Below are 3,780 nucleotides of genomic sequence, written 5' to 3' on the forward strand. Positions count from 1 at the left end.
GTGCTGCACGGCGCGCCGCTGTCGGCAGGCGGCGTGTGGGCACTGCCGCTGGCCTGGGTTGCGCAGGCACTCGTGCTGCAACGCACGGCGCCGCACTGGCCCTCGCTGCTGCGCAACGCCACGCATGCCGGCAGCTTGCTGGCATTTGCGCTGCTCGGCGCGCTGCAGGGCCGCCACTGGACGGCCGACCTCGGCGACCCCGGCAGTGCCTGGGGTTGGCTGGGCTGGCTGCTGGTGCCGGCGCTGCTGCTGGCTGCCGTGCTGCGCCAGCAGCGTCGCCCTGCCGATCAACAGGCCTGGCCACTGCGCTTGGCGCCTGCGGCCTATGCCCAGGTGGGCGCTGCCGTGCTGAGCCTGGCACTTTCGGCCTGGGTGCTGATCGCCAATTGGGCCAGCCCCGGCACTGCCCAGCCTCTGCCCTACATCCCGGTGCTGAATCCACTCGATCTCGGCATCGCCGCGGCGCTGCTGGCCGTCGTTGCCTGGTTGCGCAGCCCGGCTGCTGCCGCGCTCAAGCTGCCGCCTTCCTCGCTGGCTGTGCCGGCAGCCCTGGCCTTCCTTTGGCTCAACGGCATGCTGATCCGCTGCTTCCATCACTGGGGCGATGTGCCCTATCACGTCGACGGCTGGCTCGAGTCCCGCGGCGTGCAGACGGGTCTGGCACTGCTGTGGAGCGCCCTGGCCCTGGTGCTGATGCTGCTGGGCACGCGCCGCCACCAGCGCGCGCCCTGGCTGGCCGGCGCCGTGCTGCTGGGTGCCGTCGTGCTGAAGCTGATGCTGTTCGACCTGCAGGGCAGCGGCACCGTGCTGCGCATCGTCTCCTTCATCGGCGTGGGTGTGTTGATGCTGGTCATCGGCTATATCGCGCCTTTGCCGGGCTCTACACAAGATGAGAAAAAGCCTTCTTGAGCTGTTGGTGCTGCTGGCCGCCACATCGGCCACAGCCAGCCCGCACCGCGCGCCGGTGCAGATCACCCAACCCGCGCCCTTCCTGACGCTGGATGCCACGGCCGAAGCCTGGCAGCACAGCCTGGGCAGCGACCTGCGCGACTGGCAGCTGCTCGACGCCCAGGGCCGCCGCGTGCCCTTCGCGCTGCTGCCGGACGAGCTGCTGACCATGCCCGAGCGCGAGCTGAAGCTGGCCGCGCTGCCGCCGGCGCCGGTCGCCGCGTCGGCACCACGTCATCGGCTTCCCGCCGGCTGGCTGCTGGACCTGGGCGAGCCGGCCCAATGGCCGGCCGAGCCCCGCCAACTGCGGCTGCGCTGGCCCACCGACGCCGCAGCTTTCCAGGCCGGCTACCGGCTGGAGACCAGCCCCGACCTGCAAGCCTGGCAAGTGCTGGGAACCGGTCAGTTGCTGGGCCTGCGCACGACCGACGGCGCGCCGCTGGCCCAGCCGCTGGTCACCCTGCCGGGCCGTCCGCAACGCTATCTGCGCCTGGTGTGGGACGACGCCACGCGCGCCGTGCAGCCCGAGGCCGCCTTCCTGCTGGCCCAACCCGCTGGCGCGGCGCCGCAGCAGCTGGTTCGCAGCTCGGCCTTGCCCGCGCCAGATGCCGATGGCGGCTGGGTCATCCCGCTCGGCGGCCCGCAGCCCCTGCTGAGCCTGACGCTGGCCGGCACGCAGGGCACTTGGATCCTGCCCGTGCAGGTGCAGACGCGCTCAAGCGCGAAAGCACCGTGGCAGACCGTGGCCCGCAGCGTGTTCTACCGCGTGGACCGCGGCGATGCCCCGGCCGACGCCGCACCGGCGCTGCCGCTGAACGTGGGAGCGAGCGAGCTGCGTCTGCTGCCGCCGCGCGGCACCGCATTGCCGCCCGCCGACAGCCTGCGCCTGGACTGGGCCGTGCGCGTCACCCGCCTCGTGTGGGCTGCCCAGGGCGAACCGCCTTTCAGCCTGCAGGTGGGCGCCGCAGCGCCAGAGACCGGCCCGCGCTCGCTGGCCGAAGTGGTGCCCGACTGGCAGCGTGAGCAGGCCCGCCTGGGCCGAGCCCAGCTCGGCGCCTTCACACCCCAGGCCATGCCAGCCGCGGAACCCGCTCTACCCCCGCGCCGCCTGCTGCTGTGGGCCGTGCTGGGCGTGGGCGTCGTGCTGCTCGCGGCCGTCACCTGGCGGCTATGGCGCCAGGGACCGACGCAGCCCAGCACTTAAACTCCCGCCCCAACGCACCGGCCGCTTGTTGTGACACGGTAACGCCCGCTTGGCACACTTGCGCCCGCCCGAATTTTTCACTTCCTGGAGACAACCCCATGAGCGCAATCGTTGACATCGTCGGTCGAGAAATCCTCGACAGCCGCGGCAATCCCACCGTCGAATGCGACGTGCTGCTGGAGTCCGGCGTCATGGGCCGCGCGGCCGTGCCGTCGGGTGCGTCCACCGGTTCGCGCGAGGCCATCGAGCTGCGCGACGGCGACAAGAGCCGCTACCTCGGCAAGGGCGTGCTGAAGGCCGTCGAGCACATCAACACCGAGATCTCCGAGGCCGTGCTGGGCCTGGACGCCTCCGAGCAGGCCTTCCTGGACAAGACGCTGATCGACCTGGACGGCACCGAGAACAAGAGCCGCCTGGGCGCCAACGCCATGCTGGCCGTGTCAATGGCCGTGGCCCGCGCCGCGGCCGAAGAGTCCGGCCTGCCGCTGTACCGCTACTTCGGCGGCATGAATGGCTGCCAGCTGCCGGTGCCGATGATGAACGTCATCAACGGCGGCGCCCACGCCAACAATTCGCTGGACCTGCAGGAACTGATGATCGTCCCCGTGGGCGCGCCGAGCTTCCGTGAAGCGCTGCGCTGGGGTGCCGAGGTCTTCCACGCGCTGAAGAAGATCCTGCACGACAAGGGCATCTCCACCGCCGTCGGCGACGAAGGCGGCTTCGCGCCCAGCGTCGAGAGCCATGAAGCAGCCATCCAGCTGATCCTGCAGGCCATCGACAAGGCCGGCTACCGCGCCGGCGACCAGATCGCCATCGCCCTGGACTGCGCCGCGAGCGAGTTCTACAAGGACGGCAAGTACGTGCTCGAAGGCGAAGGCGGCATCCAGCTGACCGCGCAGGAGTGGACCGACATGCTGGCCACCTGGGTCGACAAGTACCCGATCATCTCCATCGAAGACGGCATGGCCGAAGGCGACTGGGACGGCTGGAAGATCCTGACCGACCGCCTGGGCAAGAACGTGCAGATCGTTGGTGACGACCTGTTCGTCACCAACACCAAGATCCTGCAGGAAGGCATTTCCAAGGGCATTGCCAACTCCATCCTGATCAAGATCAACCAGATCGGCACGCTGACCGAGACCTTCGCCGCCATCGAGATGGCCAAGCGCGCGGGCTACACCGCCGTCATCTCGCACCGTTCGGGCGAGACCGAGGACAGCACCATCTCCGACATCGCCGTCGGCCTGAATGCCGGCCAGATCAAGACCGGTTCGCTGTCGCGCTCGGACCGCATGGCCAAGTACAACCAGCTGCTGCGCATCGAGGAAGACCTGGGCGACGTCGCCTTCTATCCCGGCCGTGCCGCCTTCTACAACCTCAAGTAAAGCTTGAAGGCGCTTGCCGCGGTCCTGGCGATCTTCCTGATCGCCATCCAAGCCCAGCTCTGGGTGGGCCGGGGCAGCATTCCGCACGTCGCTCAGCTCCGGGAGGAGCTGAGCCAGGCCCAGGCCGACAACGACAAGGCCCGGGCCCGCAACGCCCAGTTGCAGGCCGAACTGCGTGATCTGCGCGAGGGCCTGGAGATGGTCGAGGAGAAGGCCCGCTTCGAGCTGGGCATGATCAAGTCC

Annotated in this window: 4 protein-coding genes; all 4 read left to right on the top strand. The window is 69.6% G+C overall.

Annotated elements, in window-relative coordinates:
• A partial coding sequence (locus AC1DU6_RS23130; protein WP_477859895.1) for a DUF2339 domain-containing protein occupies window positions 1-909 on the top strand: 909 nt, incomplete at its 5' end.
• A complete protein-coding gene (locus AC1DU6_RS23135; protein WP_477859897.1) occupies window positions 890-2,152 on the top strand; it encodes a DUF3999 family protein in 1,263 nt (420 codons plus the stop codon). The genes AC1DU6_RS23130 and AC1DU6_RS23135, both read left to right, overlap by 20 nt.
• 98 nt (window positions 2,153-2,250) lie before the next feature.
• Window positions 2,251-3,537, top strand: a complete 1,287-nt coding sequence (gene eno, locus AC1DU6_RS23140) for a phosphopyruvate hydratase (protein WP_056196812.1) — start codon at window positions 2,251-2,253, stop codon at window positions 3,535-3,537.
• Between the two features lie 3 nt (window positions 3,538-3,540).
• The coding region (locus tag AC1DU6_RS23145) for a septum formation initiator family protein (RefSeq protein ID WP_477859899.1) at window positions 3,541-3,780 on the top strand (240 nt) is incomplete at its 3' end.

It is taken from the genome of Roseateles sp. P5_B10 (assembly GCF_056400485.1).

What these genes read in the sequence shown, in the direction of transcription:
- AC1DU6_RS23135 (WP_477859897.1), top strand. Translation starts at nt 890, where the DNA reads ATGAGAAAAAGCCTTCTTGAGCTGTTGGTGCTGCTGGCCGCCACATCG.
- eno (WP_056196812.1), top strand. Translation starts at nt 2,251, where the DNA reads ATGAGCGCAATCGTTGACATCGTCGGTCGAGAAATCCTCGACAGCCGC.